Below are 24,900 nucleotides of genomic sequence, written 5' to 3'. Positions count from 1 at the left end.
TGTTCGTTTCACAACCTGACTGAAATAGATCAGATTTTTGCAGCCCATTTGAAACATACAGTGGCTTGGGCGAATAGGCCTTGGCAACGAATTGTAATACTTTTAACTATTTAAACGGCGTGACAACAACTCCATGTCAGATTCTTTAGAACAAGCAAAGCAACAAATAGCAATACTTCGCAACACACTTAATGAGTACAACTATCAGTACTATGTGATGGATGACCCTTCGGTTCCTGATGCAGTATATGATAGAGATATGCAGGCGCTTATTGCGCTAGAAAAACAATATCCTACGCTTCAAAGTCCGAACTCTCCTAGCCAGAAAGTGGGAGGTGCAGCGTTATCGGCCTTTGAACAAGTTACCCATGATGTTCCTATGCTGTCGCTGGATAACGCCTTTGACGAAGAATCATTGCTTGCCTTTGAAAAACGTTTAAAAGACAGACTAAAAGATTCGGCAACGTTAGATTTTAGCTGCGAACCCAAGCTAGATGGTTTAGCGGTAAGTATTCTGTATGAAAATGGCGAATTAGTGCGTGCTGCAACCCGTGGTGACGGCCAGGTAGGCGAGAATATCACGGCTAACGTGCGTACCATCTCTAATGTTCCGTTAACGCTTCGTGGTGAGCATTATCCTGAGCGCGTAGAAGTGCGCGGTGAAGTGTTTATGCCTCGTGAGGGCTTTGCAAAACTCAACGAACACCAAAAAGAAACGGGGGGTAAAGTTTTCGCCAACCCTCGTAATGCCGCGGCCGGCAGTTTACGACAGCTAGACTCTAAAATTACGGCCAAGCGCCCGCTGATGTTTTATGCTTATTCGCTAGGCGTAGTGCAACCAGAAAGTTTTGAGCTGCCCACAACACACAGCGAGCGCCTTAAGCAGTTGGGTAATTGGGGGCTGCCGCTGTGCCCCGATATCGATACCGCCGAGGGCGGTAAGGGCTGCTTGGCGTACTACAACCACATTTTGGAAAAGCGCGATAATTTGCCGTATGACATCGATGGCGTTGTGTTTAAGGTCAACCGTATTGACCTGCAAAATGCCCTTGGATTTGTTGCTCGAGCGCCTCGCTGGGCGATTGCGCAGAAGTTTCCTGCACAAGAAGAAGTGACTAAATTACTAGATGTTGAGTTTCAAGTAGGAAGGACTGGTGCAATCACGCCGGTTGCCCGTTTAGAGCCTGTGTTTGTAGGTGGAGTAACTGTGTCGAATGCTACGCTTCACAATCAGGACGAAATTTCCCGGTTAGGCGTTAAAGTTGGCGACACTGTGGTGATCCGCCGTGCGGGTGACGTTATTCCTCAGGTGGTGTCTGTGGTAGAAGCTAATCGCACAGGTAGCGAAACTAACATTACCTTCCCAAGCCAATGCCCGGTTTGTGACTCGCAGGTTGAAAAACTAGAAGATGAAGCGGTTGCTCGTTGCACCGGTGGACTAATTTGTGCCGCACAACGCAAACAGGCGCTTAAGCATTTTGCTTCGCGTAAAGCATTCGATATTGATGGTCTGGGCGACAAGTTAGTCGATCAGTTAGTTGACGCTGATCTTGTGCACAGTCCCGCCGACTTTTTCACGCTTTCGTTAGGCGATGTTGTTGGGCTGGAACGCATGGCTGAAAAGTCTGCCAGTAAGCTACTGACATCGCTTGAAGCTTCAAAGCAAACCACGCTTGCCAAGTTCCTATACGCATTGGGGATCCGTGAGGTTGGCGAAGCTACTGCGGCAAACTTGGCTGCGCACTTCGAAACCTTGGAGGCTATTCGCGAGGCGTCGCTTGAAGCACTGGTCGAAGTCCAAGACGTTGGTGAAGTGGTGGCTACCCACATATTTAATTTCTTCAACGAGTCGCATAATACCGATGTTATTGATGCGCTGTTAAAAGAAGGAATTAATTGGCCAGCTATTGAAAAGCCAGATTCGGATAATTTGCCTCTTGAAGGCAAAACGTGCGTTATTACCGGTACGCTCAGCGAAATGGGGCGTTCTGACGCGAAAGCCCGTTTGCAGTTACTTGGTGCAAAAGTGGCAGGCTCGGTAAGTAAGAATACCGACTTTCTTGTTGCAGGTGAAAAAGCGGGTTCCAAATTAACTAAAGCACAAGAACTAGATGTGGAGGTATGGGACGAAGCTGCGCTTATCGCTTTTTTATCTGAGCATGAAAAGTAGCCTGCTTGGCTTAAATTCAATAAGAGAGCTCGGCGTAATGGTTTTCCTGAATAAATTAGCGCCGAACTCATATTGATTGTTACCAATAAAAAACGCCACTTCTACGAAGTGGCGTTTTTTGTAATTCTTGCTCTGTCTTTTACGGCGTACTTTGTACTGAACGTTGTAAGGGGCTTGAGAAAAGGTAAACATTTCTACAAACCCTCAAGTGTAGGGCTCTCACGCTAGTGGGCTTCTTGATTCCGCATTTGTCTGCGTCTTTCCCAGGCTTTTTTCACTTGAAAGCGCCAAACCCAGTTCAAAGAGAAATAACCCGCTAGTCCAAACACAACCGAGCAAATTCCACACCCAACTAGAAATGCAGGGCCGATGGTATTAATGCTTTCTACAACCCACTGCCAACTAAACTGAAATTCAAAATGCTCAGGCTTGGTCCCAAGTACAGTAGTACCAACCTTGTAAGCTCCATAGAATATAGGCGGGATAGTAAATGGGTTAGTCACCCAAACAGTTGCAACAGATAAAGGCAGGTTTGCTCGAAATGGAATAGCTAAACCGGCAGAAAGCCACATTTGAAACGGTACCGGCCAAAACGCGAAAAATAAACCTATGCCAAATGCACCAGATGCAGAACGACGGTTTAAGTGCCAAAGATTGGGCTCGTGCAATACGCTACCAAAAATTTTTAAAGCTTTGTTTTGCTTAATGCTTTGGTGATCTGGCAAAAAACGTCGGATAAATTTCTTAGGCATAAATATCAATGCATCTCGAAAATAAAATCAAAAAAGACAGAAAAAATAACAGTAAATGGAATTGCGCAACATGAAATTGCACCACCCACATTCACTCACTGTCAATTGCTACGTGAAAACATGGTCAATCGTATCACAATTTGCTTAAGCTGTTTTTGCGCTAGCGCAATAAGTGCAGTTTTCTGGCAAAAACTTCCAAGTACTCACAGCATGGCATTGATGATTGCCATTTTAATAATATCTGTGACTATCATTTTATTCATTTCGACGACAAAGCCCGCTGAACATCATGCATTTCCAGAGGTGCTGCTGTGTTGGGCAGTGAGCGGGCTGCTGTCTGGAGTACTTTGGGTGGCGAGTGTAGGGCATTTTTACTACGCTTGGCAACTGCCCCAAGGGAAAATTCAACAAGATGTCACAATTTCAGGTCGAGTTGTGTCGGGGGGATGTGTCTTCGGCACAGCTAGGGTGCCGGAAGCGACTTATCAGTATGTTGTCGCTATTGAGTCGGTCAACCGTGAAAGCACAGCGACATTTCTAGACAGCGGTATACTTTCCCCCTTGCCTAAGCGTGTTTTAACTAGCACGTTTAGTTTCAAAGCTCGTCTTACTCACCAACGTTATGAATTCCCAAATGATCGAAAAAGCGAAGGCTTAGCCAACAAGAAAATCGCATATGCTCAACAGGGAACTAAGGGCGTGCGGCTTCAATCAGTTTCTCCGTCCCAGGTGAAATTAAACTGTTTGCACAACGGCGATACCTTCACCGCAATTGTAAAACTTAAACCTGCATACGGTACGGCTAATCCTGTTGGAGCTAGCCGACAACAGCAGTTGGTTAGCCAATTTATTCATGCAACTGGCTATATCAAGTCGATAGAGCACGATAAAACAAAGCATAATCACTCAGTGCGTTATGAACTTGCTACAACATTGCAGAAGCTAGACCTTGTTCATGAAAAATGGTGGCGCGCATTGCTGCTAGGGGATAAAACGGGCTTTACGTTGGGTGATTGGACGCTGTTACAACGCACCGGCACTGGGCACATGTTTAGTATATCAGGCATGCATCTATCACTTATCGCTGGGGTCTGCTTGTTGTTTTTTAACCCTGTTATATTTTTACTCACGCATGTTACTAGCCTATTAGGCAGAGCGAAATATTGGTTAGTACGTTCAGCCTCCATCAACTATCCGGCAACAGGACGAAAGAACAGAGAGCGGCAAACAAGTAAGATGTTTCAAACCAGCGCGCCAATTAGAGCCTCTGTGCTTTGTGTGCTTATTGCTGCTTGCTCTTGTTACGCGTTGCTTAGTGGAAGCGCATTGCCGGTTGTGCGTGCGCTGATACTGATAACTATGGGGTGCGTGCTGTCTCTTTCTCGACATGCATGGCGGCCAGTAAATGTTGCGCTCACAATGCTTACTTTGAGCTTGTTGCTGTTTCCTCTTTCTATATTAAGCGCTAGCTTTTACTTGAGCATAGGGGCTGTACTGTGCATTTGGTTTTTAGTTGTTGTTTGGGGGCTACAGCGAGCACCCTGGTATGTGTCTTTGTTTAAACTACAAGTAGCGCTTACCGTAATAATGATGCCCCTAACCCTAATATGGTTTGGTAGCGCCAGTTTTGTTGCAATTGTTACCAACTTAATCGCCTTGCCCGTAATAACGTTACTTTTACCTATTTGTTTAATTTCGTTGCTGGTCATTCACTTTGTTGAGTTTAGTTTCTCACAACAAATTATGGGCATGCTTATGCATTATAGTGATGCGTGTTTAGGGTATTTGTTATCGCTTTTGAACGTTCTTAGTCAGTTTTCTGGAAGCGCTATCAATTTTTACGTAAGTAGTGGTGCGGCACTTTGTCTAATTGTCGCTTTTTTTATTTTTCTTTTGCCAACATGGCGGTACAAAGCTATCTGCGTGGGGCTTCTCTTGCTCCCATCGCTAAGCATTTTCCAAAAGTGGTTACCTACCAATGAATCGATATGGGCGCTGCATGTATTTGATGCGGGCCAGGCCAGTGCTATTGCAGTGACTGCGGGAGGTCGGGCTATGATTATTGATTCTGGCGCTCAGTTTAATGGCAATGCTCATACTGCAACGAAACACCTGTTACCTTTTTTAGAAAGTAAGCATATTTCGAATATAGATGTTGTAGTTCATACGCATAGTGACAACGATCATGCAGGTGGCGCATTAGCCATTGAACAACACGCCTTAGCTAAAAAAGCCACTTTCTACACACCAACATTAGGTTGTGAGCGAGGAAAGCGTGTACGCTGGCAGAATTTAACAATCAATTTTCTATGGCCGCCAAATGGCAACAAAGAAGACAACAATGCCATGTCGTGTGTGGTTAAAATAACAAGCGACTCTGGTAGCGTGTTAATTCCTGGTGACATTGAGAAAACAAGCGAGTACGCGTTGATAACCCGTGAAATCATGGATGGTTTTTCAGAGGGGTCTTCAATGGATACTTTAGCGAGTTCTACAAATCTAAGTGCCGACATTCTGATTGCGCCGCATCACGGAAGCAAAACGTCGTCTACCAATGTTTTTATAGAACACGTTGCACCAAAAGCTGTGATCTTTACGCAAGGTTATGAGAATAGATGGCAGTTTCCTGCGTATGTTGTGGCTAAACGTTACGAGCGTTTGGGCGTAACGCAATATTTAACAAGCTATCACGGATATATAAGCGCAACCTTCGATAAGGATTCTTTCCATATAGATTCCCAACGTGGAACGTTGAATAAACGCTGGTATTTACCAGGCATTGCACCACGACACCTCAAAGACTAAGTAATATCGCCAAATGCCAAAAATATTAGCTTGTAACGAAACGAAGATGTGCACGAATACCTTTAAATAGGTATGAATTGGCCACACATTATTCACTTAGTTGGCAGACTAACCAATTTTGCCGCTATATTAGTGAATTAGAGCGAGAACGAGTACAATACTTTCAACGCGTTTTTGTTAACGTTTCAAACAGGTTAAAAAAACTACATGCAACAAGCCGACAACTCGGATTATCAAATTAAGCGCTTTTTACAGTATCTTAAAGCGTATAAAGTGCCTTTCGTTTTTGCCATCATCGGTATGATTGGTTATTCCGCGGTAGATACCTTCGTATTTTCCCAGCTTCAGCCAATGATTGATGAATCACTGGGGAAAAACGACCATGACTATCTACGTCTAGCCGCCTATGCGATCGTGCCGCTCTTTTTGTTACGGGGTGTTTTCAACTTTTTAGGTAGTTACACGCTAAGCTGGATTGGTGCTCAGGTGGTAATGCGCATGCGCCAGCAGTTGTTTGAAAAATACATTCACCTTCCAGTGGCATTTCACGATAATCATGCGGTTGGCGGGCTTATCAGTAAAGTCACCTACGACACAGAGCAAGTGGCTAATGCATCTGGTAAGGCGCTGCTAACATTGGTGAGGGAAGGCGCACTGGTCATCGGTTTGCTGTGTGTCATGTTCTATTACTCATGGCAGCTTTCGCTCATATTTCTTTTAATTGGCCCAATTGTGGCGGTGATTGTTTCTATCGTCAGCAAGCGTTTTCGCGTTGTAAGTAAAAACATCCAACAGTCAATGGGCAACCTAACATCATCGGTAGAGCAAGCGGTGAAAGGTCACAAAGTTGTGATCATGTTTGGCGGTCAAGAAATAGAGCAAAAGCGTTTCGAGCAGAAAAACAATCACAACCGTCAGCAGTCGATGAAACTGAATGTCACTTCTATTTTGAGTGTGTCTTCAATACAGGTAATAGCGTCAATTGCCCTTGCTGTCGTTCTGTTTATTGCCAGCACGCCCGGTATGCTTGAAAAGCTTACAGCAGGCGTATTTATTAATGTGGTCTTTTGTATGGTGATGCTGCTTAAACCTCTTAAACAGCTCACTACCATTAATAACCAATTTCAAAAAGGTATGGCAGCTTGTGCCAGCATTTTTGAAATTCTTGATGAAGCTGACGAAGACGACAACGGGAAAACTAAAGTAGAGCGCGCGACAGGAAAAATTCAGTTTGACGACGTTACATTTTCGTACCCAGGTAAACACACACCCGCGTTATCTAATGTGAGCTTTATCGCAAACCCTGGGCAGTCGATTGCTTTGGTAGGGCGCTCAGGAAGTGGTAAATCGACCATCTCGTCGCTGCTTACACGCTTTTACGTCCCGCAAGAAGGTGAAATTCGCTTGGATGACACGGCGCTCAACGATATTGATCTTAAAGATCTGCGAGCGCAGTTTGCCGTGGTATCGCAAAACGTTACGCTATTTAACGATACCATAGCTAACAATATTGCTTATGGTGCTCGTCAGAACGTATCTCGCAAAGATATCGAGAATGCGGCAAAGATGGCGCATGTTGAAGAGTTCTTATCGAACTTGCCTGAAGGGTTAGATACGGTTATTGGTGAAAACGGCTTAATGCTTTCAGGTGGTCAGCGTCAGCGTATCGCCATTGCGCGGGCGATACTTGCCGATGCTCCCATACTTATTCTTGATGAAGCGACATCTGCCCTTGATACAGAATCTGAGCGTTTGATCCAAGACGCATTAGAAACGCTGCAAAAACGATGCACCAGCATTGTTGTGGCGCACCGCTTGTCTACCATCGAAAACGCAGATTGCATTATGGTAGTGGAGCAGGGGCGCATTATTGAAAAAGGTAAACACAACGAATTGCTTGAAAAGGGTGGTCACTACGCGCAACTGCACGCGTTGCAATTTGGTGAGACTAAGTGAGTCAATCTCAAAGTAAAACCAAGCACGATAAATGGTATTTCGGCCATCCTTTAGTGTGGCTGCTCTCACCATTTGCGCTGCTGTTCTACTTTATTTCGGCAATTCGCCGGTTACTTTTTAAAATTGGATTCAAAAAGGCCTTTAAGGCTAATGCTCCCGTGATTGTTGTTGGCAACATATCAGTGGGCGGCAACGGAAAAACGCCAGTCGTATTAGCTTTAGCCGATTATTACCAGAAGCAGGGCATTAAGGTTGGCATTTTAAGCAGGGGTTATGGTGCTAAATCACCAGAATACCCGCGATTAGTGAAAGGCGAAGATGATGCGTCTGAAGTGGGTGACGAACCTCGTTTACTGGCCATTAGAAGCCAGTGCGACGTTGTTATCGATCCAGTCCGCGCGCGCGGAGCCGCGTACTTAAGTGACGAATTACACTGCGATTTAATTATTTGTGATGACGGCCTTCAACATTACGCACTTCATCGCGACGTTGAAATTGTAGTGATGGACGACAGAAAAGTAGGCAGTGGTTATTTGCTGCCAATGGGGCCCCTTCGCGAAGGACAATGGCGCCTTGGTACCGTTGATGCGCTAATACATAATAGCCGTTCGATGCCGACATTTGGCCATGCTGTAGCGCCTCAATATTTAATGACCTTAATAGCAGGGGACTTCACCTCTGTTTCAAACAGAGTAAGAACCAGTCCCCTTGAAGAGATACAAAAAGTGCCGTGCAGCGCAATTGCTGGAATAGGTTCACCTCAGCGTTTTTTCTCTCAGCTTAAAGAAATGGGTATCCAGCTTTCTTCGGCTACACCGCTGGCGGATCACCATGCGATCACACGGTCAGACATACCGAATGGCAGAGTATTAATGACAGAAAAAGACGCCGTTAAAGCTGCACCTTTTGCTCATAACGACTGCTGGTTTTTACCTGTTACCGCGCATTTAGCGCCAGACTTTTTTAATTTAGTAAATGTGAAACTTGCCAAGGCAGGTTTGAAGATCAACCAAGACGGACAGGAATAATAACAATGGCCTTTGATAAAAAGCTTTTAGAAGTTTTGGCTTGCCCAGTGTGTAAGGGAAAATTAGTTCTGAGTGATGATAGCACCCAGTTAGTGTGTCGATTTGATAGATTGGCTTTCGATATTAAAGATGGCATCCCTGTACTTATCGAAAGTAAAGCAACAGCGTTGTCGTTAGACGATGTTGACGCAACGCGGTAATAAAACGTTAAACTAAGTGGTAAATAAGGGCGAAATAAAGTTATGTCATTTACAGTTGTGATCCCTGCTCGATACGGCTCAAGTCGGTTTCCTGGCAAGCCCTTAGCGCTTATTGACGGAAAGCCGATGATTCAACATGTGGTTGAACGTGCTAAAGAAGCTGGAGCCGATAACATCATCGTTGCCACGGACGATGAACGTATTCAAAACGTTGTGCTTGGTTTTGCTCAAGTATGCATGACGTCTGTCAACCACCAATCTGGAACAGAGCGCATTGCCGAGGTTATCGAAAAAGAAGGCATTGCGAGTTCTACTATTGTGGTTAACGTACAGGGGGATGAGCCATTTATTCCTGCCGAAAACATCAGGCAGGTTGCAGATAATCTTGCCAATGCGCCCCAGTGCCAGATGGCTACGTTATCTACGCCTATTGAACGTGTTGAGGATGTGTTTAACCCCAATATCGTTAAGGTGTTGGTAAACGAAAAGGGTGAGTCTATCTATTTCTCACGTTCTCCTATTCCTTTTGAACGCGATCACATGATGGCAAACCCGCAATCTGCAAATACGTCGCTGTACAAACGCCATATAGGTATTTATGCCTATCGTGCTGAATACGTTAAGCAATATGTTGCCTATGCGCCTAGCTCTCTGGAGCAAATTGAATCCTTAGAACAGCTTCGAGCCATATGGTATGGCGATAAGATTCACTGTGAGGTGGCGATAGCGCCACCGCCAGTTGGAATAGATACCCCGGAAGATCTAGAACGTCTTTTAAAGACTATAAGTTAATAAGAAATGAGTGCTGAAATAGGGCTGATGCTTTTTAGTAAATTAGCAAAAGCCCTTATCTAAACAGCCAGTTCTTATAAAAGGTGAGTGAAACCTTTTAAACGCATACACATAGTAACAAGGGAACCGTTATGAACGTAGTTATTACCGGTGGCAACAGAGGCATAGGCCTTGCGCTCACCAAGCAATATAAAGCACGTGGTGCGAAAGTTTATGCTACCTGTCGAAACAGTTGCGACGAACTAAACAGTGCAGGTGTGACAATCATCAAAGGTGTGGACGTATCTCAACCAGAAATGTTGGCTGAAAAGCTTGCACCTTTAATGGACGTTAACATCGATTTGCTCATTAATAATGCCGGAGTGCTCGGCCGCGAGAGTATTGACGATTGGGATCCAAATACCATCGATTATCAATTTAGGGTTAATGCACTAGGTCCATTGTTAGTTACTCAAACGCTATTACCTGCAATGGCAAAAGACGGTAAAATTGCCATGATTACCAGTCGCATGGGTTCAATGGCAGACAATGGGTCAGGCGGCTACTATGGCTACCGAATGTCCAAAGCCGCACTAAACGCGGCGGGAGTTTCCATGGCGAATGATCTGAAACCCAAGGGAATTGCAGTAGGTATTTTTCATCCTGGATTCGTTCAAACAGAAATGGTGAATGGAGCGGGAGATATTGATGCTGATACCTGTGCTGAGCGTTTGTCACAACGCATAGATGAGCTAAATGTATCTAACGCAGGTCGCTTCATCCATTCAAATGGTGACGAGTTGCCTTGGTAGGTTTAATGCTGGCTTGCCACAAACTCAATCAATAATGCATCACACCAAGAGAGCGCTTACGAAAAGCGCTCTCTTACTTTTAAACTACACCTGTCTTTAACTGCACGTGTCCTTAACTGGACGTGTCCTTAACTACACCGTTCCAATGCGCCCTAGCTTTAGCGCGTCAAATCATACGTATCAATAATTTGCTTAATAGACCCGTCTTTTAGACGAGCGCTAAGGGCTTGGTTAAACTCAGGAAATAGTGATGCGCACTTTGATTTGGCGGAGATAGCAAAATGTACATTGTTTGAAGATATAGGTGACTGGCTTATTCGCATGCCGTCATTTTCTGGGTCGTTCAAGTGGCTTAGTGCTGCGCTTTGTGGTGAAACTGCGTAGTCAGCACGATGTCGACGCATCATTTCATACATTTTATCGTGGTCTTTAACTTCTATTATATTCAAGCTTGATTTAATGCTATCGAATTTTTCACCTAAGCTTATTCCTCGAGGCATCACACCAATATATTGCGCAAGTGCGTTAAGCGAAAGGTCGGTACCTCGCGTTTGAGAAAGTGAAGGAGAAAGCACAACGTAAACCTCTTCTGCTGCAAACGGTGCGGTGATAAGCCATTTTCGACTACGAGCTTCGTTCCAATAGTTTCCCGCCAAAATATCAAGCTCGCCCGCGTCGAGTTTGGATTCTATTCGTTTCCAGGGTAGCCCGGTTTCTATCTTTAGTGTGACACCTAAATCCCGTGTTAGCAGGGTTAGAACGTCAAATGCTATCCCCGTAGCTTTCAACTTTCCTTCAAACTCGTTGAATGCGTAGGGAAACCACTGTTGTGCTCCCGCGGTGTGTAAAGTCTTACACTCTGTACTGGCAAGTGCTCGAGGGTTGAATACAAAAGTCAAAATGAGCAATATGCCAAATGACAAGATGTGGCGGGAAGAGTGTTTCAGTTTGGAGTAGGGTAACATTGCCATATTTTTTTCACGTACCACAGAAGATGGCATTGGTAGTTTTACTTGTTTAATTGTGTATAGGGTCTGTTATACATAAAACCCTATCGACTGGCAATTAGCCGATAGGGTTACAAAAATAACGAATAGATGACTTTCGAGTATAGAGTGCAGTTAATCGAAAGTTACAGCGCGGGATCAGCGACTTCGCCTTCGTCTTCTTCGTCTTGGTCTTCAGACAATACTGCCCATACGTCGTGTTCGTTAGCGTGAATAACTTCAGCCCATACACGATCGCCAGGTTTTACGTCATAAACACCGTTTAAATGAACCAGACCATCAACTTCCGGTGCGTCTGCATAGGTACGGCCGACGGCACCTTCCGCATCAACGCTGTCGATAACAACTTGATATTCGTTACCGATTCTCGCTTGAAGTCGCGCTGCGCTTATTTCGCCCTGTACTTCCATAAACCGTGCAAGGCGAGCTTGTTTCACTTCTTCTGGCACTGGGTCAGGGAGGTCATTTGCTCTTGCACCTTCAACAGGGGAATAGGCGAATGCACCAACACGATCAAGCTGCGCTTCGCGAAGGAAGTCCAATAACTCTTCAAACTCTTCTTCCGTTTCGCCCGGAAAGCCGACGATGAATGTCGAACGAATGACTAATGATGGGCACTGTTCGCGCCACTTTTTAACGCGCTCTAGCACGCGCTCAGCACTACCTGGGCGTTTCATTAACTTAAGAATACGTTTGTTGGCGTGTTGAAACGGAATATCCAAGTAAGGAAGGATTTTACCTTCGTTCATTAGTGGAATTAGGTCATCCACATGCGGGTAAGGGTACACGTAATGTAATCGGACCCAAATGCCCATTTCGCCCAGCTTTTCACACAACTGTTGCATGTGTGCTTTAACCGGCATGCCGTTCCAAAAGCCCGTTCTATGCTTAACATCAACACCATAGGCGCTAGTGTCTTGTGAAATAACCAATAGCTCTTTAACACCAGCATCTTTCAAACGCTTAGCTTCATCGAGTACGTTACCCACTGGGCGGCTGACAAGGTCGCCACGCATAGAAGGAATGATACAGAACGTGCAACGGTGGTTACAGCCTTCTGAAATCTTCAAGTAAGCATAATGACGAGGCGTTAATTTAACGCCGTGATCAGGAATAAGGTCTTCAAACGGATTGTGCTGGGGTTTTGGAAGATGATCGTGTACTTGCTCAACTACCGTTTCGTAGGCATGAGGCCCCGTGATAGCCAGTACATTTGGATGAAGCTCTCTAATTTCGTCTTCTTTAACACCTAAACACCCGGTAACGATAACTTTGCCGTTTTCTTTAAGTGCTTCGCCTATAGTGTCTAATGACTCTTCTACCGCCGCGTCAATGAATCCACAGGTGTTAACGATAACCAAGTCGGCATCGTTGTAGGTAGGGACTACGTCATAACCTTCGGTGCGAAGTTGAGTAAGAATACGCTCTGAATCAACTAAGTTCTTAGGGCAACCTAAGCTAACAAAACCAATTCTGCTGCCATTGCTTTGTTGCGAAGGTTTGTTGTCACTTAATACCTTCACTGGCGTTTCTAGCGTGGTGGTTTTATTTACTACTTTGTTTGGATTAAACGTTTCTACTGTCATCTAAAATATCACCTGGAAAATGACTGAGCTTAAAATGGCCGCGGATTATACAGGAAAACACGCTTGTACGCAGTATATATAATTAGCGACCAAGATATAAATTATTGACGCATTCTCACAGTACAGCCGTAATTTAGGCACTAAACGTGAAAACAAGTGTAAACGGCCACGGGTTTCATTGTAAAAGCGGCACGAACAAGGTTTAAAAACACCTTACTCACCCCCACATTTATCACTTCTTGAAAGTAAACATATCAGAGTTGAATGCGCTTTAGGGTTCAAATTAATAAAATAGAAGTGAATGCATGCTTAAATTACCGCTAACTTTTTATGATGAGTCAGGGCGAATTCTTCCTCCCCGTTGGCTTTACAGCGTGTTTATACTTCTATGCATTGACTGGCTCGCGTTCGTCTTTTCTCTGGCTTCCCGCACTCAAACTAGTGAGCTACTTACGTTCTTTTACCCACAAAAGGAAACGTTAGGGTTGGGGTTAGCGGCAAGTTTACCTGTGTTAATTGCGTTATCTTTGGTTAGTCAACGAGATCGCTTGTGGAAAAAAGGCTTTTTAGCATGGCGCCGATGGGTTATTCCGCTGGCTCAATTGGGGGTGTTGGCATTGTTGAGTGTTCAGCTTTACTACGCTATGCATCATCACTGGGGGTTTGAAACTATTACGGGTGTAAAAATCGTTTTTTACAGTATAGCCTTGTACGCAATTTCAAAAAGTCGTCATTTAAAGTGGATGGTAGAGGATTGGGAAACACCTAACCCCTGAACCTCATTCTCCAAAAACATCTTTATCGGAAATATATTTAATGCACTCAATTGAACAGACGTTAGACTGAGTGCAAAATCTGTGAGAACGTTAGTGGCTGCGTAAGTGGTTCCCCAACGCCTGTTCATAGTAGGCAAATACGCTGATTTGACTGTCGTTAACCAGACGTTCATAGCAAATACCCGCTAAGGCATAGGTATTTTCACCAACCTGAAGAAAAACGGCAGGTGCTTTAGGATTTGACTGATCGTAAATCCATTCACCATCTAGCTTCGCTTTTAAAATTTCTCCAACGTAAGCGCCAAAGATATTACAGATGGTGAATACTGCTTCATCTTCTAACGCTAAATCGTGATATTTATCTACGAAACTAAGTAAAATGTCGTCCACCAGTGCTACGCTAGCGGGTGAGTGGTCGAGTACAATATCGAACTCATCAGCTGCTGTTACCACAGCGTCCTTCGCGCAATCTGCCATTAATTTATTGAGTTCATCAGGTGACATGTTGTTCTCCTTCTCACCGATACTTTTGTTATAACAAGCTAACGCTTAAAAAGTCGTTAAGACAAGGTGTTATAAGTTTTTGACTATTGTGCGCAAGTTATCGGCCAAAGTCTATTTTTGTCCAGTTAATCTATTTATTACACTTGCAGCGGCAAACATACCAAAGGTGGCGGTTACCGTGACCACAGCACCAAAGCCGCCTGCACAGTCTAGTCGAGTACCACCTTCCATTGCAGATTTGTTGTAACAAACCGAGCCGTCAGGTTGTGGGTAGCGCAATTGCTCTGTTGAATAGATACATTCAACGCCAAAGCGGCGTTTTGGGTTTTTACTAAAATTATAGTTACGTCTAAGCTCACTGCGTAGCTTAGCTGCTAGGGGGTCTTGTGTTGTTTTAGCTAAATCGCCTTTAGTGACTTGAGTTGGGTCTATTTGACCGCCCGCACCGCCAACCGTAACAATGGGAATTTTATTGCGTTTACAGTGAGCTATCATCGCCGCTTTAGCGCGAATACTGTCAGTGGCATCGACTACAGCGTGCATTTCTTTGGTTAAAAGCGTGGCCGTATTTTCTGGAGTGACAAAATCCTCAATACAGTTCACTTTGCAAGCAGGATTTATCAAGTGAATTCTCGATGCAATGGCGTCGACCTTTGCTTCTCCTATGGTATTGGAAAGCGCGTGAATTTGGCGATTTGTATTAGTTACGCAAACATCGTCTAAATCAATAAGGGTTATAGTACCTATGCCCGAACGAGCTAGTGCTTCTGCAGTCCAACTTCCCACACCGCCAATGCCGACTACAGCCACATGACTGTTGGCTAAATTATTAGTTTGCTGTGCGCCATACAAACGCACAATACCGCCTAAACGTGGATCATCAGACATGTTTCACTTCACTTAAAAATAAACTAACTCAAAGGCGTGTGTTTACACAAAAACGTGCAAACACGCAAACAGGGCGCGCATCATCTCAAAAGTGGACACTAAAGATCAATACACTCCAGTTTTTTCGAATAATAAATCCGATTTTAAGCGACGTACGTTCTACCCAATACATGTTTAAATGAATTCATTGTTTAATGAAGTAATAAAAAGGGGCAGGCATATGGGCTTACTTGTTGATGGAAAATGGCAAGACAAGTGGTACGACACCAGCAAAAATGGTGGGAAATTTGAGCGCCAAGCATCTAAATTTCGTGACAAAGTCAGTAACGAAGGTGGTTCCACGTTCCCCGCTGAATCTGATCGCTATCATCTTTATGTCTCGTTAGCTTGTCCTTGGGCCCACAGAGCGCTCATATTTAGAAAGTTAAAGGGATTGGAGGAGCATATTGATGTTTCGGTGGTACACCCTGAGATGCTTGATCAAGGCTGGGAGTTTAAAGATTACCCAGGATCAACGGGGGATAAGCTTTATAACTTCGATTATGCGCATCAAATTTATACTAAGGCAGAACCTGAGATAACCACCCGTGTCACTGTTCCAATCCTTTGGGACAAACGAACAGAAACTATCGTTAATAATGAATCAGCTGAAATTATCCGTATTTTTAACAGTGGGTTTAATTCACTGACTAATAATGAAGACGATTATTATCCTAACGCCCAACGTGAAGAAATTGATGCCATCAACAATATGGTGTATCACGACATAAATAATGGCGTGTACAAAGCTGGATTTGCTACAACGCAAGAGGCCTATGAAGAGGCAGTAACTGCATTGTTCTGCGCCCTAGATAGGGTTGAAGAAAGGTTGAGCAAACAACGTTATTTGGTTGGCAGCAAAATAACAGAAGCAGACTGGCGCTTATTTACCACGCTGATACGCTTCGACGCTGTGTATCACGGGCATTTTAAATGCAATAAAAAGCAAATCGCAGACTATCCAAACATCTACGGCTATATGAAAGAACTTTATCAAGTTCCGGGCGTTGCTGAAACGGTAAACTTCGACCATATCAAAAGGCACTATTACTACAGCCATACTATGATAAATCCAACCCAGGTAATCCCCGTTGGGCCAGAGCAAGATCTTATGTCGCCTCACGGTCGCGATAAAATGGGACGTTGAAGCACCCAAGGTCGGTAATACAAAAAGCTAAACGTGAAGCTCGTAAAAGATAGTGAAGGTTAAGATTTAAGGTAGATACACATTATGTCAGTGGTAGTGAGTGAACAAAAATCGATAGAGAAAGTGGTTACAGGTATGCCAACAAGTGATGGCGCGGGGGTGTCGCTTACTCGTATTATCGGACAACCTGATCTACCTCGCCTCGATCCCTTTTTAATGTTGGATTTTTTTGGTTCAGATAATCCAGGTGAATACATTGCTGGTTTTCCACCACATCCTCACCGTGGTTTTCAGACAGTTACTTATATGCTTGCAGGAAAAATGCGCCATAAAGACTCTGTAGGCAATGAGGGGGTTATTGATGCTGGTGGCATTCAATGGATGAATGCGGGCCGAGGCATAATACATGAAGAAATGCCAGAGCAGGAGGAGGGCTTGTTACAAGGCTTTCAGCTGTGGGTGAATCTTCCGGCCGTAGAGAAAATGTCAGCGCCGAACTATCAAGACATACAGCCAGATAGTGTACCTACAGTACACATTCAAGATGCAGTAATCAAAGTGTTAGCAGGTGAAATTGACGGTGTGAAAGGGCCTGTGAAGACAACGGCGGTTGCTCCTACTTTTTTAGACGTTGCACTACGAAGCGGGAGTTCGGAAATTGCACTGGGTTCGGATGAAGCTGCCTTTATTTATGTGTACGAGGGAAACGTGGTCATTAATAGCGGCGAACTTAGCAAAGAAACAATTGTGTCGCAGGGAGAGCTGGGTGTTTTGTCACAAAGTGGCAAGCAGCTATCTGTATCCGCTGATACAGGTTGTAAGTTTATAGTGGTCTCAGGTAAACCTATTGAAGAGCCTGTGGTCCAATATGGGCCTTTTGTAATGAACACTCAGCAGGAAATTGTTCAGGCATTTAACGATTACCAAAGCGGTTCATTAGCAAAGTAGATACAAGGTTTGCCTGATTTGATTCGACGATGGGTAATTATCTATGCGGACTGGTAGTAGACTGGGCTTTTAGTCAATACCTCTTCATTAGGTTCAGCAAGGAGCTGCACTGCCAATGCATTTTGAAAGCGTCGCCGAAAAACATGTGCTATCACTTTTAGAATTTGAGCGTAGTAACAAAGCCTATTTCGAATTGTCTATAGCACCAAGAGAGGCAGCGTTCTATTCATTGGATGGCGTTGGCTACCACATTAGCGAATTGCTTTACTTTCAACAGCAGAAAGTATCGACATCAAGGCGCTTTCCATAACAGTATCTACTTCGAACTCGCGCTTTAAACTCATCGATTGAAAACAGCGTGAGCAAAAAGTTGCGCTGTACAAATTGAATTAGTAATTCACTCCCTCTAATGATTTAATATCGCCATGTCTAATCTCTTTTATGACAATAACAAAGGGGCGTATGCGCTTTTTTGTTGTAAAAGGCGATAATGTAATCATTAATAGTTAAAACACAGGGAATTTCGATCCAAATGGCAACCCCAATTACCTGCTTTAAAGCGTACGATATTCGTGGCGAATTGAACTCGCAACTGACTGAAGATGTAGCGTATCGAATTGGCTATGCTTTTGCGCAAGAATTAAATGCGAAAACTGTTGTTGTTGGTAGTGATGTGCGTCTTACGTCAACACCGTTAAAATTAGCGTTAAGCGCAGGTCTTATAGATGCTGGTGCAACAGTAACCGATATTGGTATGGCAGGAACAGAAGAAATTTACTTCGCTACCAAACACCTTGGCGTTGATGGTGGTATTGAAGTAACGGCAAGTCATAACCCCATTAATTACAACGGTATGAAACTGGTGAAGTCAGGCTCTGTTCCAATTAGTGGCGACACAGGCCTAAACGCGATAAAAGAGAAAGCGGAAGCACTAGAAGATAGCTTCGTGTCAGAGCGATTAGCACACTACACTGAGGGTGCGTTGATTGATGCTGATGCGTTTTTTAACGGTACGGCCCATGTAAAAGAAGACAAGCTTTCTGAAACCGATAAATATGCGGTTAAGTCGTGTATGTCTGACTATGTTTCTCATATGCTTTCTTACGTTAATTTGAGCAATTTTACGCCGTTAAAAGTGGTGGTTAATGCAGGTAATGGTGCCGCAGGCCCCGCGCTAGACGCTATTGAAAAAGAAATGAAAGTGCAGGGTGTTCCGATAGAGTTTGTGAAAGTACATCACAATGCTGATGGTACATTTCCAAACGGCATCCCCAATCCATTGTTACCTGAAAACCGTGCTGACACGGCTGACGCTGTTAAAGCGTCGGGGGCTGATTTTGGCATTGCATGGGATGGTGATTTCGACCGTTGCTTCTTGTTTGACGCTGATGGTGAATTTATTGAAGGATATTATATCGTTGGCTTGCTTGCTGAAGCCTTTATTGAGAAAAACACCGACAGTAAAATCATTTATGACCCTCGCGTATACTGGAATACAGAAGATATCGTAGCGAATGCAGGTGGTACACCTATTAAGTCGAAAACCGGCCATGCGTTTATTAAGGAGCGTATGCGCAAAGAAGATGCGGTCTATGGCGGTGAAATGAGTGCGCACCATTACTTTAGAGATTTTGCCTACTGTGATTCAGGCATGATCCCTTGGTTGTTAATTGCCGAATTGGTGTGTGTGAAAAAGCAAACACTAGCGAGTATGGTAAAAGCGCGAATTGAAGCGTTTCCATCTTCTGGTGAAATTAACAGTAAACTAAAAGATGCTGACGCAGCGCTGGAACGCGTTACAAATAAATATCAGCCACTAGCCAGCGTAATCGATACTACCGATGGTTTGGGCCTGGAGTTTGGCACATGGCGCTTTAATTTACGTAAATCGAATACTGAACCAGTTATTCGTTTAAATGTTGAAAGTAAAGGCGACATTGCGTTGATGGAACAAAAAACCGAAGAGCTACTTTCGCTTATTCGCGCTGAATAATCACGGTACTTTTCGTTATTAACGCTAGGGCCTGTTGACCTTTGGTGTACGAGTTTTGGTCTAAATGGAAGCCTTTCAATCGCGAAACAGTCCTGCAAGCCTAGCGGGCTAAGTTAAAGGACTGTGACAAAGAGTAAAAGGCTTCCATAACGACCCCTTCGGGCAGCGCCTTTGAGCCATCTATACTGCGTTGAATGTTTTCGATTTAGAACCACTAAACCGCCAAACATCCGCCTTGTCTACATGGCACATAGACCGCTGCAAAAATGTACAGCAAAGGTCAACAGGCCCTAGATAAGTAAAAAGCGAAGGCGATAATATAGCGATATTATCGCCTTTTTTGTTTTCGAGATTTATACCTGCTAAATCTTTGTTTATCAATTGCTTGTAAAGGTTATGCGTAACCGCTTTGATTGAGTTAGACACTCGCTTAATCACTGCAGCCTTTTGCCTCTATTACTTTTTTTGCAATTAACTAATGTCATGCCTTTAACGCTAAGCTGTTAGTAACAACGTTAGACGAGCAAGTAAATCATCCAGGCGTGACAGATAACAACGACACTTGTTAATCCCATCCGCAAGCTTATGTAACTTACAATCTGCTCTTTAGGAAGACTAAGGATAAACTTGTCGTAAATAAGTACGGCGACGTAGCTTAGCGATAAAACGCCAAACACCTTCACGTCGTGAGAGAACACTAAACACAACCACCCAATTATGGTCGGCAACATAGCGACTAGCATTTGCTTGTCGTAACGTTGATTACTTATTGCGTCCCACCAATGGATACCACCAAAGAAAGACAATAGCACGGCTGAGTATTGGACAAAGTAAACGGCGCTTTGTGTAAGCGATAACAGGTTAAGCTGATAAGCCAGTGGCATAGCCACAAAAGGAATGAGACCGGCAATACCTAGAAAAACCGCTGAATAGGGCATTGTTGTTCCTTGAAGTAATCTTGTATAAACAAAAATAGCGCCTTAAAGGCGCTATTTTTACTATTAAGCGTAATACTTAGTTCAGTATTTACTAATTTACTACTTAATTGGCGTGTACTTACGCTGGTTATGACCAGTGTAAAGCTGACGAGGACGACCAATTTTTTGTTTAGGGTCGCTCATCATTTCATGCCAGTGTGAAATCCAACCTACTGTACGAGACAGGGCAAAAATACACGTAAACATGTTCGTTGGAATACCAATCGCTTTAAGTACGATACCAGAATAGAAGTCTACGTTCGGGAACAGTTTCTTCTCTGCGAAGTATGGGTCACTTAACGCAATCTTTTCTAGTTCCATCGCTACTTCTAGTAGCGGATCTTTTACGTTAAGCTCGCTTAATACTTCGTGACAGCTTTCACGCATTACTGTTGCACGTGGATCGTGGTTCTTATAAACACGGTGACCGAAGCCCATAAGACGGAATGGGTCATTCTTGTCTTTAGCGCGTGCAATAAACTCAGGAATACGATCAACTGTGCCAATTTCTTCTAGCATGTTCAGACATGCTTCGTTTGCACCACCATGAGCAGGACCCCAAAGTGAAGCAACACCAGCAGAAATACATGCATATGGGTTCGCACCAGAAGAACCGGCAAGACGAACGGTAGACGTTGAAGCATTCTGCTCGTGGTCTGCGTGAAGCGTAAAGATACGGTCCATCGCACGCTCAACAGCTGGGCTGATTTGATATTCTTCTGCCGGTACAGAGAACATCATGTTCAGGAAGTTAGCTGCATAGCTTAAGTCGTTTCGTGGATAAACAAACGGCTGACCTACATTGTACTTGTAGCACATAGCAACAAGAGTAGGCATTTTAGCAATTAGACGGTGCGCGCTGCGAATGCGCTGTTCTTCATTAGAAACGTCTAAATCGCTGTGGTAGAACGAAGACATCGCGCCAACGGTACCACATAGCATTGCCATAGGGTGGGCGTCGTTGCGGAAACCGTGGAAGAACATGTTAATTTGTTCATGTACCATGGTGTGACGAGTAATTGTCTCTTTAAATTCTTCGTACTGTTCTTTTGTTGGTGCATCACCGTGAAGAAGCATGTGACAAACTTCTAAGTAGTCTGCGTCACGCGCTAGTTCTTCAATAGGGAAACCGCGGTGTAATAATACACCTTGAGCGCCATCAATGTAGGTAATTGAAGACTCGCAAGATCCTGTCGCCATAAAACCTGGGTCGTACGTGAAATAACCGTGCTGGCCTAACGTACGGACATCGATTACATCTTGTCCTTCGGTGCCAGACAAGATAGGAAGCTCGATTTCCTTACCGCCGGCTTTAAGAATGGCTTTCTGATCTGCCATAAAATGCTCTCCTCAGAATGGTTCTGTTTGCAGCGAAAACGGACGAAAATATCCGCTTCGTTGGGAAAAGTGGGCGTATTTGTACTTTATTATGCACCAACAAGTCAATTTAATTGCATATTTGCACAATAAATATTCCGAATTGCTTAAAAAAATACTAGCAATCAGATAACGATTAATTAACTCGTTGGGATTTCACTTTGCCCGATACGGTGCAATTATCAATGGCTTTTCGACAAAGGTAAACCACCGAACGATAAATATATTAACAGGTTAGTTTAAAAAGTAACCTTTTGATGAGGAATAAATACGCATACAGATTAAAAGTGCTTAATTTCTCGTTGCTATGCATAGTTATTCCATTTAGCTGCTGGTAAACTTCCTAACACTGTAATTGCGCTCGTTTAAACGTGTTGCGCTCAATTTTGATCTCTTTTTATTCAAAATAATTATCATAAAAGTGTATATAGCGACTAAAGTCTTACTACGGCACAAAAAATTGTAATTATATACTACGCTGGATATACTCAGCGGTGCTTTGGAAATGGAATAATTATTCTGTTACAGGCATTAAAGAATAATTCACAAATTGTTAACAACTCAATGGATGAGGCAATTAACAGGTTAAAAATCGAATTCACTTACTCAGGACATAATAAAGGTAAGAAATTCATTATCCCCTACGGATTAAACAGGCATACATTGTGAAAAAGCAAAGACCAGTAAATTTAGAACTCAATACTATTAAATTTCCGCCCTCTGCTATTTCGTCAATTCTCCACCGTGTAACCGGTGTTGCAATGTTCTTCGCGCTACTTTTTGTTATCTGGGCATGGGCAGTTTCTGTTCATTCGCCTGAAGGTTTCGCGGACGTACAAGCAATCATGGACGGTTTCTTTGGAAAATTTGTCGCAATTGGCACAGCTTCAGCGCTGACATATCACATTCTAGGCGGCCTAAGACACGTTGTTATGGATTTAGGTCACTGGGAAGAATTAGAGTCGGGTAACACAAGTGCAAAAGCAGTAATCGCACTTTGGGTTGTACTGACCGTAGTATTGGGAGTTGCATTATGGTAACCAACCAAGCAAGCATTAAGCGTGACGGCGTACAAGACTACGTTTCACTTCGCGCTACAGCAGCAATTATTTTCGCGTACTCGGTTTTCATGGCGTGGTTCTTTATTACCACCGATAACCTAACGTTTATCGAATGGCGAGGGTTGTTCTCTGGCCTGGCTATGAAAGTTTTCACATTGGCAGCACTAGTAGCAGTGATGATCCACGTGCGCATCGGCCTTTGGCAGGTGCTTACAGACTATGTTAAATCAGCAGGTCTGCGCGCGGGACTTCAATATATCTTAAATATCATCGCATTCGGCTATGTAGCTGTTGGCCTATTCGTATTGTGGGGAGTGTAAAATGAGTTTACCCGTTCACGAGTTTGATGCAGTAGTAATTGGTGCTGGCGGTGCAGGTATGCGCGCAGCACTACAGATTTCGCAGTCTGGTAAATCATGTGCACTGTTATCAAAAGTATTTCCAACCCGTTCTCATACTGTGTCTGCTCAAGGTGGTATTACTGTAGCACTTGGTAATTCACACGAAGACAATTGGGAATGGCACATGTATGACACCGTTAAGGGTTCTGATTATATCGGTGACCAAGACGCTATCGAATACATGTGTAAAACTGGTCCAGAAGCAATTATCGAAATGGAAAATATGGGTCTACCATTTTCTCGTTTCGAAAACGGTAAAATCTACCAGCGTCCTTTTGGCGGTCAGTCTAAGAACTTTGGTGGCGAGCAGGGCGCTCGTACAGCAGCTGCAGCTGACCGTACTGGTCACGCGCTTCTACACCTTCTTTACCAGCAAAACGTAAAGAACAAAACAAAAGTTTTCTCTGAGTGGTATGCACTTGACCTAGTTAAGAACCAAGACGGCGACGTTGTGGGTTGTACCGCGATTGATATCGAATCTGGTGAAGTAGTTTACTTCAAGTCTCGCGCTGTCGTATTAGCAACAGGCGGCGCAGGTCGAATTTACGCATCTACTACAAACGCACACATCAATACCGGTGACGGTGTTGGTATGGCACTTCGTGCAGGTGTTGCAGTTCAAGATATGGAAATGTGGCAGTTCCACCCAACGGGTATCGCTGGCGCAGGAACATTGGTAACAGAAGGTTGTCGTGGTGAAGGTGGTTACCTTCTCAATAAAGACGGCGAACGTTTCATGGAACGCTATGCGCCTAACGCGAAAGACCTTGCTGGTCGTGACGTTGTTGCGCGTTCAATGATGACTGAAATTCGTGAAGGTCGCGGTTGTGAAGGCCCATGGGGTACCCACATTAAGCTTAAGCTTGACCACCTTGGTAAAGACGTTCTTGAGTCTCGTCTACCTGGTATCCTTGAACTTTCACGTACGTTTGCGCACGTTGATCCAGTGAAAGAGCCAATTCCAGTAATTCCTACATGTCATTATATGATGGGTGGTATTCCTACCAACGTTGATGGCCAATGTCTAACGGTTGATGAAAACGGTAACGACAAGGTTGTTAACGGTCTATTTGCATGTGGTGAGATTGCCTGTGTATCTGTACACGGTGCGAACCGTCTTGGCGGTAACTCACTTCTTGACCTTGTTGTATTCGGTCGCGCGACTGGTTTACACCTTGGTAAGACATTGTCTGAAATGGCACCAACACGCGACGCATCAGAGTCTGACCTTGAAGCCTCTATGACGCGTTTCAACCGTTGGGAAAATTCAGAGAAAGGTAAGGGCGAAGACCCAGTACAAATTAAGAAAGACTTGCAGAAATGCATGCAGCTTAACTTCTCAGTATTCCGTGAAGGTGAAGCAATGGCGGAAGGTCTTAAAGAACTTAGCGAAATTCGCGAGCGTCTTAAGCATGCACGCCTTGACGACAAGAGCGCAGACTTCAATACCCAGCGTATTGAATGTTTAGAGCTTGATAACCTAATGGAAACCGCGTACAGCACAGCAGTAGCAGCGAACTTCAGAACGGAAAGCCGTGGTGCTCACAGCCGCTTCGACTTCCCGGACCGTGATGACGATAACTGGTTATGCCACAGCATCTACGATCCGAACACTGATAAAATGCTCAAACGTGAAGTGAATATGGCGCCTAAGCTTAGGGAAGCATTCCCGCCTAAAGTGCGTTCATATTAAGAGAGGCAA

At 44.1% G+C, this 24,900-nt stretch carries 22 protein-coding genes; 15 read left to right on the top strand and 7 right to left on the bottom strand.

Going from position 1 to position 24,900, the window contains the following annotated elements:
• Window positions 1-133: 133 nt before the first annotated feature.
• Window positions 134-2,170: an NAD-dependent DNA ligase LigA gene (gene ligA / locus F0261_RS01980; protein WP_171337083.1), complete on the top strand. Its 2,037-nt coding sequence runs from the start codon at window positions 134-136 to the stop codon at window positions 2,168-2,170.
• 224 nt (window positions 2,171-2,394) lie between these two features.
• Here the strand turns inward: ligA and F0261_RS01975 are convergent, their stop codons facing one another.
• Window positions 2,395-2,922 carry a DUF2062 domain-containing protein gene (locus tag F0261_RS01975; protein ID WP_014949426.1) on the bottom strand — a complete coding sequence of 176 codons (528 nt, stop codon included), beginning with the start codon at window positions 2,920-2,922 and terminating at the stop codon, window positions 2,395-2,397.
• A gap of 210 nt (window positions 2,923-3,132) precedes the next feature.
• Between F0261_RS01975 and F0261_RS01970 the strand changes: the two genes are divergently transcribed.
• The 6 genes from F0261_RS01970 (at window position 3,133) to F0261_RS01945 (ending at window position 10,494) form a co-directional block, all read left to right on the top strand.
• A complete protein-coding gene (locus F0261_RS01970) occupies window positions 3,133-5,727 on the top strand; it encodes a DNA internalization-related competence protein ComEC/Rec2 (protein WP_171337082.1) in 2,595 nt (864 codons plus the stop codon).
• Window positions 5,728-5,934: 207 nt separating this feature from the next.
• Complete coding sequence (gene msbA / locus F0261_RS01965; protein ID WP_014979268.1) at window positions 5,935-7,683, top strand: lipid A export permease/ATP-binding protein MsbA; 1,749 nt, start codon at window positions 5,935-5,937, stop codon at window positions 7,681-7,683.
• Window positions 7,680-8,711, top strand: a complete 1,032-nt coding sequence (lpxK, locus tag F0261_RS01960; protein ID WP_171337081.1) for a tetraacyldisaccharide 4'-kinase — start codon at window positions 7,680-7,682, stop codon at window positions 8,709-8,711. Before msbA ends, lpxK begins: the two co-directional genes overlap by 4 nt.
• A gap of 5 nt (window positions 8,712-8,716) precedes the next feature.
• Window positions 8,717-8,911, top strand: coding sequence for a Trm112 family protein (locus F0261_RS01955; RefSeq protein ID WP_014949430.1), 195 nt, complete (start codon window positions 8,717-8,719; stop codon window positions 8,909-8,911).
• A gap of 42 nt (window positions 8,912-8,953) precedes the next feature.
• On the top strand, window positions 8,954-9,703 hold the full coding sequence (gene kdsB, locus F0261_RS01950; protein WP_171337080.1) for a 3-deoxy-manno-octulosonate cytidylyltransferase: 750 nt from the start codon (window positions 8,954-8,956) through the stop codon (window positions 9,701-9,703).
• Window positions 9,704-9,834: 131 nt separating this feature from the next.
• Window positions 9,835-10,494 (top strand): SDR family oxidoreductase, encoded by a 660-nt coding sequence (locus F0261_RS01945; protein WP_014949432.1) that lies wholly within the window; start codon window positions 9,835-9,837, stop codon window positions 10,492-10,494.
• Window positions 10,495-10,652: 158 nt separating this feature from the next.
• On the opposite strand, the gene F0261_RS01940 is transcribed toward F0261_RS01945, so the two are convergent.
• Window positions 10,653-11,495, bottom strand: a complete 843-nt coding sequence (locus F0261_RS01940) for an ABC transporter substrate-binding protein (RefSeq protein WP_253819162.1) — start codon at window positions 11,493-11,495, stop codon at window positions 10,653-10,655.
• A gap of 131 nt (window positions 11,496-11,626) precedes the next feature.
• Entirely contained in the window at window positions 11,627-13,087 is a 1,461-nt protein-coding gene (gene rimO, locus F0261_RS01935; protein WP_171337079.1) for a 30S ribosomal protein S12 methylthiotransferase RimO, read from the bottom strand.
• A gap of 305 nt (window positions 13,088-13,392) precedes the next feature.
• Between rimO and F0261_RS01930 the strand changes: the two genes are divergently transcribed.
• Entirely contained in the window at window positions 13,393-13,863 is a 471-nt protein-coding gene (locus F0261_RS01930; protein WP_014976532.1) for a DUF2919 family protein, read from the top strand.
• A 90-nt stretch (window positions 13,864-13,953) separates the two neighbouring features.
• Here the strand turns inward: F0261_RS01930 and F0261_RS01925 are convergent, their stop codons facing one another.
• Both F0261_RS01925 and tcdA read right to left on the bottom strand, forming a co-directional pair.
• Window positions 13,954-14,367, bottom strand: a complete 414-nt coding sequence (locus F0261_RS01925) for a hypothetical protein (protein WP_171337078.1) — start codon at window positions 14,365-14,367, stop codon at window positions 13,954-13,956.
• 111 nt (window positions 14,368-14,478) lie between these two features.
• Window positions 14,479-15,255: a tRNA cyclic N6-threonylcarbamoyladenosine(37) synthase TcdA gene (gene tcdA, locus F0261_RS01920; protein WP_014949437.1), complete on the bottom strand. Its 777-nt coding sequence runs from the start codon at window positions 15,253-15,255 to the stop codon at window positions 14,479-14,481.
• 220 nt (window positions 15,256-15,475) lie between these two features.
• Between tcdA and F0261_RS01915 the strand changes: the two genes are divergently transcribed.
• The 4 genes from F0261_RS01915 to F0261_RS01900 all read left to right on the top strand — a co-directional run bounded on the left by F0261_RS01915 (window position 15,476) and on the right by F0261_RS01900 (window position 19,382).
• Window positions 15,476-16,441 (top strand): glutathione S-transferase family protein, encoded by a 966-nt coding sequence (locus F0261_RS01915; protein WP_171337077.1) that lies wholly within the window; start codon window positions 15,476-15,478, stop codon window positions 16,439-16,441.
• Between the two features lie 84 nt (window positions 16,442-16,525).
• Window positions 16,526-17,389 carry a pirin family protein gene (locus F0261_RS01910; RefSeq protein WP_156078339.1) on the top strand — a complete coding sequence of 288 codons (864 nt, stop codon included), beginning with the start codon at window positions 16,526-16,528 and terminating at the stop codon, window positions 17,387-17,389.
• Window positions 17,390-17,504: 115 nt separating this feature from the next.
• Window positions 17,505-17,699 carry a hypothetical protein gene (locus tag F0261_RS01905; protein ID WP_014979278.1) on the top strand — a complete coding sequence of 65 codons (195 nt, stop codon included), beginning with the start codon at window positions 17,505-17,507 and terminating at the stop codon, window positions 17,697-17,699.
• A 222-nt stretch (window positions 17,700-17,921) separates the two neighbouring features.
• Window positions 17,922-19,382, top strand: coding sequence for a phosphomannomutase CpsG (locus F0261_RS01900; RefSeq protein WP_171337076.1), 1,461 nt, complete (start codon window positions 17,922-17,924; stop codon window positions 19,380-19,382).
• A gap of 515 nt (window positions 19,383-19,897) precedes the next feature.
• Here F0261_RS01900 and F0261_RS01895 read toward each other — a convergent pair.
• Both F0261_RS01895 and F0261_RS01890 read right to left on the bottom strand, forming a co-directional pair.
• Entirely contained in the window at window positions 19,898-20,320 is a 423-nt protein-coding gene (locus F0261_RS01895; RefSeq protein WP_014949443.1) for a DUF3429 domain-containing protein, read from the bottom strand.
• A gap of 99 nt (window positions 20,321-20,419) precedes the next feature.
• On the bottom strand, window positions 20,420-21,697 hold the full coding sequence (locus F0261_RS01890; protein WP_014949444.1) for a citrate synthase: 1,278 nt from the start codon (window positions 21,695-21,697) through the stop codon (window positions 20,420-20,422).
• 704 nt (window positions 21,698-22,401) lie between these two features.
• Here F0261_RS01890 and sdhC point away from each other — a divergent pair.
• Genes sdhC through sdhA form a run of 3 tightly spaced genes read left to right on the top strand, consistent with a single transcriptional unit; the run spans window position 22,402 to window position 24,891 of the window.
• On the top strand, window positions 22,402-22,776 hold the full coding sequence (sdhC, locus tag F0261_RS01885; RefSeq protein ID WP_014949445.1) for a succinate dehydrogenase, cytochrome b556 subunit: 375 nt from the start codon (window positions 22,402-22,404) through the stop codon (window positions 22,774-22,776).
• The gene (sdhD, locus tag F0261_RS01880) at window positions 22,770-23,117 is read left to right on the top strand and encodes a succinate dehydrogenase, hydrophobic membrane anchor protein (protein WP_014949446.1); all 348 of its coding nucleotides are present in this window, start codon (window positions 22,770-22,772) and stop codon (window positions 23,115-23,117) included. The genes sdhC and sdhD overlap by 7 nt, the downstream gene beginning before the upstream one ends.
• 1 nt (window position 23,118) lies before the next feature.
• Complete coding sequence (gene sdhA / locus F0261_RS01875; protein ID WP_014949447.1) at window positions 23,119-24,891, top strand: succinate dehydrogenase flavoprotein subunit; 1,773 nt, start codon at window positions 23,119-23,121, stop codon at window positions 24,889-24,891.
• The last annotated feature ends 9 nt before the right edge of the window (window positions 24,892-24,900 follow it).

It is taken from the genome of Alteromonas sp. 07-89-2 (assembly GCF_013113925.1).
In the GTDB taxonomy this organism is placed as follows: Bacteria; Pseudomonadota; Gammaproteobacteria; order Enterobacterales; family Alteromonadaceae; genus Alteromonas; species Alteromonas macleodii.
Note: the sequence above shows the minus strand (reverse complement) of the source record. Positions and strands in the feature narration are given on the sequence as shown.

Bases quoted from the DNA above. Each gene is read 5' to 3' on its own strand.
- F0261_RS01915 (WP_171337077.1), top strand. From the start codon at position 15,476: ATGGGCTTACTTGTTGATGGAAAATGGCAAGACAAGTGGTACGACACC.
- F0261_RS01910 (WP_156078339.1), top strand. From the start codon at position 16,526: ATGTCAGTGGTAGTGAGTGAACAAAAATCGATAGAGAAAGTGGTTACA.
- sdhD (WP_014949446.1), top strand. From the start codon at position 22,770: ATGGTAACCAACCAAGCAAGCATTAAGCGTGACGGCGTACAAGACTAC.
- F0261_RS01930 (WP_014976532.1), top strand. From the start codon at position 13,393: ATGCTTAAATTACCGCTAACTTTTTATGATGAGTCAGGGCGAATTCTT.
- F0261_RS01905 (WP_014979278.1), top strand. From the start codon at position 17,505: ATGCATTTTGAAAGCGTCGCCGAAAAACATGTGCTATCACTTTTAGAA.
- F0261_RS01975 (WP_014949426.1), bottom strand. From the start codon at position 2,922: ATGCCTAAGAAATTTATCCGACGTTTTTTGCCAGATCACCAAAGCATT.
- ligA (WP_171337083.1), top strand. From the start codon at position 134: ATGTCAGATTCTTTAGAACAAGCAAAGCAACAAATAGCAATACTTCGC.
- F0261_RS01940 (WP_253819162.1), bottom strand. From the start codon at position 11,495: ATGCCATCTTCTGTGGTACGTGAAAAAAATATGGCAATGTTACCCTAC.
- F0261_RS01925 (WP_171337078.1), bottom strand. From the start codon at position 14,367: ATGTCACCTGATGAACTCAATAAATTAATGGCAGATTGCGCGAAGGAC.
- F0261_RS01900 (WP_171337076.1), top strand. From the start codon at position 17,922: ATGGCAACCCCAATTACCTGCTTTAAAGCGTACGATATTCGTGGCGAA.
- F0261_RS01945 (WP_014949432.1), top strand. From the start codon at position 9,835: ATGAACGTAGTTATTACCGGTGGCAACAGAGGCATAGGCCTTGCGCTC.
- msbA (WP_014979268.1), top strand. From the start codon at position 5,935: ATGCAACAAGCCGACAACTCGGATTATCAAATTAAGCGCTTTTTACAG.
- F0261_RS01890 (WP_014949444.1), bottom strand. From the start codon at position 21,697: ATGGCAGATCAGAAAGCCATTCTTAAAGCCGGCGGTAAGGAAATCGAG.
- tcdA (WP_014949437.1), bottom strand. From the start codon at position 15,255: ATGTCTGATGATCCACGTTTAGGCGGTATTGTGCGTTTGTATGGCGCA.
- rimO (WP_171337079.1), bottom strand. From the start codon at position 13,087: ATGACAGTAGAAACGTTTAATCCAAACAAAGTAGTAAATAAAACCACC.
- sdhA (WP_014949447.1), top strand. From the start codon at position 23,119: ATGAGTTTACCCGTTCACGAGTTTGATGCAGTAGTAATTGGTGCTGGC.
- kdsB (WP_171337080.1), top strand. From the start codon at position 8,954: ATGTCATTTACAGTTGTGATCCCTGCTCGATACGGCTCAAGTCGGTTT.
- F0261_RS01970 (WP_171337082.1), top strand. From the start codon at position 3,133: ATGGCATTGATGATTGCCATTTTAATAATATCTGTGACTATCATTTTA.
- F0261_RS01955 (WP_014949430.1), top strand. From the start codon at position 8,717: ATGGCCTTTGATAAAAAGCTTTTAGAAGTTTTGGCTTGCCCAGTGTGT.
- F0261_RS01895 (WP_014949443.1), bottom strand. From the start codon at position 20,320: ATGCCCTATTCAGCGGTTTTTCTAGGTATTGCCGGTCTCATTCCTTTT.